Raw genomic sequence first — 3,341 nt, forward strand, 5'->3', positions numbered from 1 at the left:
CGACGATCGCGAAGACTCTGGTGGTGACGGAACGGGCGGTTCACAAGCACATCGGGAACGTGTTCCTGAAGCTGGGGTGACCTTCTCGCCGTTCGGGGCGACGAACACGATCCGGGCGCTGGCCCCGTCCGCCGCCGACCCGGGGAAGCGCTCTTCGAGCAGGTCGAAGGCCTTCTGGGACTCGATGCCGGGCATGGTGAACCCGTCGGAGGCGGCGGCGGGCGCCTTGGCGGCGGCGACGCCTACGGCGGCCAGGGCCGCGATCCAGAGCAGGGTGACGAACCAGCGCCATCTGAAGGCCAGTCGGCCTACGTGGTACAGGAGAGTGGCCATGGCAGGGGATGCCTCCACAACAGCGGGACGGGACGGGAAACGGTGGGATCCGTGTGATCTCCACGATTCCGTCCGCCGTGTGTGGCCACGAGGGAGTGGGTTACCGAGTGTGGGGTGTAGCGGGCTACACCATCAGCCCGCGTGACGTCCCGTCAGCTCGCCAAGCGGCAGCGTGTGCTGGGTCTGGAGGACCTTCGCGCGCAGGTACCGGACGTTGTGCGTGTTCTGGAAGACGCCGGTGGGGACCTGATCGCGGACGTGGATGCCGAGGTCCCTCAACTGCCCTGCCTTGTCGGGGTTGTTGGACAGCAGGTCGAGGCTGTTGATGCCGAGCGCCTGGAGCATCTGGGCGGCCGCCGTGTAGTCGCGGGCGTCCTCGGGCAGGCCCAGCGCGGTGTTGGCGGCGTAGGTGTCGAGGCCCTGGTCCTGGAGGGCGTACGCGTCGAGCTTGTTGTAGAGGCCGATGCCGCGGCCCTCCTGGCGGAGGTAGAGCAGCACGCCGCCGCGGTCGGCTATCCGCTCGACGGCCTCGCGCAGCTGCGGGCCGCAGTCGCAGCGGGCCGAGCCGAAGACGTCGCCGGTCAGGCACTCGGAGTGCAGGCGGACGAGGGGGGTGGGGGCGGGGGTGGCGGTTGCGGTGGTGCCGGGGGCCGGGTTCCCGAGGACGATCGCCACGTGTTCCTGGCCGTCGGCCAGGCCGTGGAAGGTGACGACCTCGGTGTCGACGCTGTAGCCGTCGTGGAAGCGCAGCGGTACGCGGACGCGGGAGCGGGGGGTGGCGGCGGGGAAGTCGGGCATGCGGGTTCTCCCGGGTCCGGTGGTCAGAAGCGCGGGATCTGCTTCAGTTTTGAAGCAGATCCACGCGTTGGACCCTACCCCATGCTTTAAATTTGAAGCAATCGGTTTGTGGTGTGGCTCACGAGCAGGAAGGGGACGAGCGCCGGCGCCACGGGACCCCCTCCGGCGCGGACTGGGCGTCGTCGCCCTGGAGGCCCTCGGCGATGCCCGTGCAGATCTCCTCCAGCTGCTCCACCTGTTCGTCGGTGAGCCGGTCGAAGAGGGAGGCGCGGACCGTCTCGACATGGCCGGGCGCGGTCTGCTCCAGGGTCGTCATGCCCTCGTCCGTCAGGACCGCGACGGTGCCGCGCTTGTCCCAGCGGCAGTCCTCGCGCCGCAGCAGCCCGTCCTTCTCCAGGCGCGTCACGGCGTACGTCAGCCGGCTGCGGGTGATCTTCAGCTTCTCGGCGAGATCGGTCATGCGCAGCCGGCGCTCGGGCACCTCGGAGAGGTAGGCCAGGATGGTGTAGTAGAGGTGCGGCATGCCGGCCTCCTGCTGGAGCTGCCGGTCGATCGCGTCCTCCAGGAGTTGCGTCGCGGCGATGTACGCGCGCCAGGCGCGCTGCTCCTTCGGGGTGAGCCAGCGAGTCGTCATGCCCCCAGTGTAGGTTTGCTTCAAACTTGAACCAAGCCCGCCGTGACGTGAACCACGCCCGCCGTGCCGCCGCCTTCGAGAGGGACCGCGCCGATGCCCCACCCATACGTCCTCCTCTCCGCCGCCGTCTCCCTCGACGGCTACCTGGACGACACCGGCCCCGACCGCCTGCTGCTCTCCGGCCCGGCCGACTTCGACCGGGTCGACGAGGTGCGGGCGTCCGTCGACGCGATCCTGGTCGGCGCGGGGACGATCCGTGCCGACAATCCGCGGCTGCTGGTCAACTCGGCGGAGCGGCGGGCGGCCCGGGTGGCCGCGGGCAAGCCGGAGTATCCGCTGAAGGTCACGGTCAGCGGGTCGGGGGACCTGGATCCGGCCGCGAACTTCTGGCACACGGGCGGCGAGAAGATCGTCTATACGACGGAGAAGGGCGCGGCCCGGGCTCGTGCGGCGGGACTGGCGGCGGACGTGGTGCCCCTCGGTGCCGAACTCGACTGGCGGCGGCTGCTGGAGCACCTGCACGACGTCCGTGGGGTCCGGCGCCTCATGGTCGAGGGCGGCGGGCAGATCCACACCCAGCTGCTGCGGCAGGGACTCGCCGACGAACTCCAGCTGGTGCTGGCCCCGCTGTTCGTGGGCGACCCGGACGCACCCCGCCTCTTCGGCCCCGGCCCCTACCAGGGCGGACGCCTCCGGCTGGTGTCCACCCGGCCGGTCGGAGACGTCGTCCTGATGCGCTACGAGCCGACGGCACCGGGCAGCGGCCTTCACGCCTCCGCCGCCGACCACCGCTGGCTCGCCCTCGCCTGCGAACTGGCGGCCCTGTGTCCGCCCTCGGATACGGCGTTCAGCGTGGGGGCGGTGGTGGTGGCGGCCGACGGTACGGAGCTGGCGCGCGGCCACTCACGGGAGGGCGACGACCCCGTCGTCCACGCGGAGGAGGCGGCCCTCGCGAAGATCACGCCGGGTGACCCCCGGCTGGCCTCCGCGACGGTGTACAGCAGCCTGGAACCGTGCGCCCGCCGCGCGTCCCGGCCGGCGCCGTGCGCGCGGCTGATCCTGGACGCGGGGGTACGGCGGGTGGTGACGGCGTGGCGCGAGCCGGACACGTTCGTCGCGGGGGCGGACGGGAGCGGGGTGCTGGTGGCCGAGGGTGCGTCGGTCGTCGTCCTCCCGGAGTACGAGGCGGTGGCGAAGGCGCCGAATCGGCATCTGCTGGGCTGAGGGGGCGGGCGATGCCTGCGGCGGCCTGCGTGGGCTCGGTGGGGGTGTGCGTAGCGCCTGCCGTTGCGTTTGGGGTCGGGGCCGTGTCGGGGGGTGTCCGTCCTCGGAACGGCGCGGAATCGGTCACCTACCAACGCGCCCGTGTTGACGCGCCAACCGCTGCGGGCGGACACCCCCCGACACGTCCCCTTGCCGCCGTACGCGAGTGCGGACAATCCGGGCAGCCGGCGCCGATGCGACTTCCGTCCCGCGGATGGCGTACACTGAAGACACAACGACGCGGGGTGGAGCAGCTCGGTAGCTCGCTGGGCTCATAACCCAGAGGTCGCAGGTTCAAATCCTGTCCCCGCTA

The 3,341-nt window shown here is 71.3% G+C and carries 3 protein-coding genes, 1 tRNA gene and 1 pseudogene; 3 read left to right on the forward strand and 2 right to left on the reverse strand.

Features of this window, described 5'->3' with window-relative positions; genetic code table 11:
- Positions 1–80: pseudogene (locus AC5P09_RS51425) on the forward strand (DNA-binding response regulator); the annotation flags it as partial.
- A 385-nt stretch (positions 81–465) separates the two neighbouring features.
- On the opposite strand, the gene AC5P09_RS51430 reads toward AC5P09_RS51425, so the two are convergent.
- On the reverse strand, positions 466–1,131 hold the full coding sequence (locus AC5P09_RS51430; protein WP_493880549.1) for a GTP cyclohydrolase II: 666 nt from the start codon (positions 1,129–1,131) through the stop codon (positions 466–468).
- Positions 1,132–1,249: 118 nt separating this feature from the next.
- Positions 1,250–1,765, reverse strand: coding sequence for a MarR family winged helix-turn-helix transcriptional regulator (locus tag AC5P09_RS51435; protein WP_493880550.1), 516 nt, complete (start codon positions 1,763–1,765; stop codon positions 1,250–1,252).
- Positions 1,766–1,858: 93 nt separating this feature from the next.
- Here AC5P09_RS51435 and AC5P09_RS51440 point away from each other — a divergent pair, with 93 nt between their 5' ends.
- Together AC5P09_RS51440 and AC5P09_RS51445 are read left to right on the forward strand one after the other, a co-directional pair.
- Positions 1,859–2,989, forward strand: coding sequence for a dihydrofolate reductase family protein (locus AC5P09_RS51440; protein WP_493880551.1), 1,131 nt, complete (start codon positions 1,859–1,861; stop codon positions 2,987–2,989).
- Between the two features lie 278 nt (positions 2,990–3,267).
- Positions 3,268–3,341 (forward strand) — tRNA-Met (locus tag AC5P09_RS51445).

This window comes from Streptomyces sp. a15, from assembly GCF_059026085.1.

Coding starts and splice junctions, on each gene's coding strand:
- AC5P09_RS51430 (WP_493880549.1), bottom strand. CDS start 1,131: ATGCCCGACTTCCCCGCCGCCACCCCCCGCTCCCGCGTCCGCGTACCG.
- AC5P09_RS51435 (WP_493880550.1), bottom strand. CDS start 1,765: ATGACGACTCGCTGGCTCACCCCGAAGGAGCAGCGCGCCTGGCGCGCG.
- AC5P09_RS51440 (WP_493880551.1), top strand. CDS start 1,859: ATGCCCCACCCATACGTCCTCCTCTCCGCCGCCGTCTCCCTCGACGGC.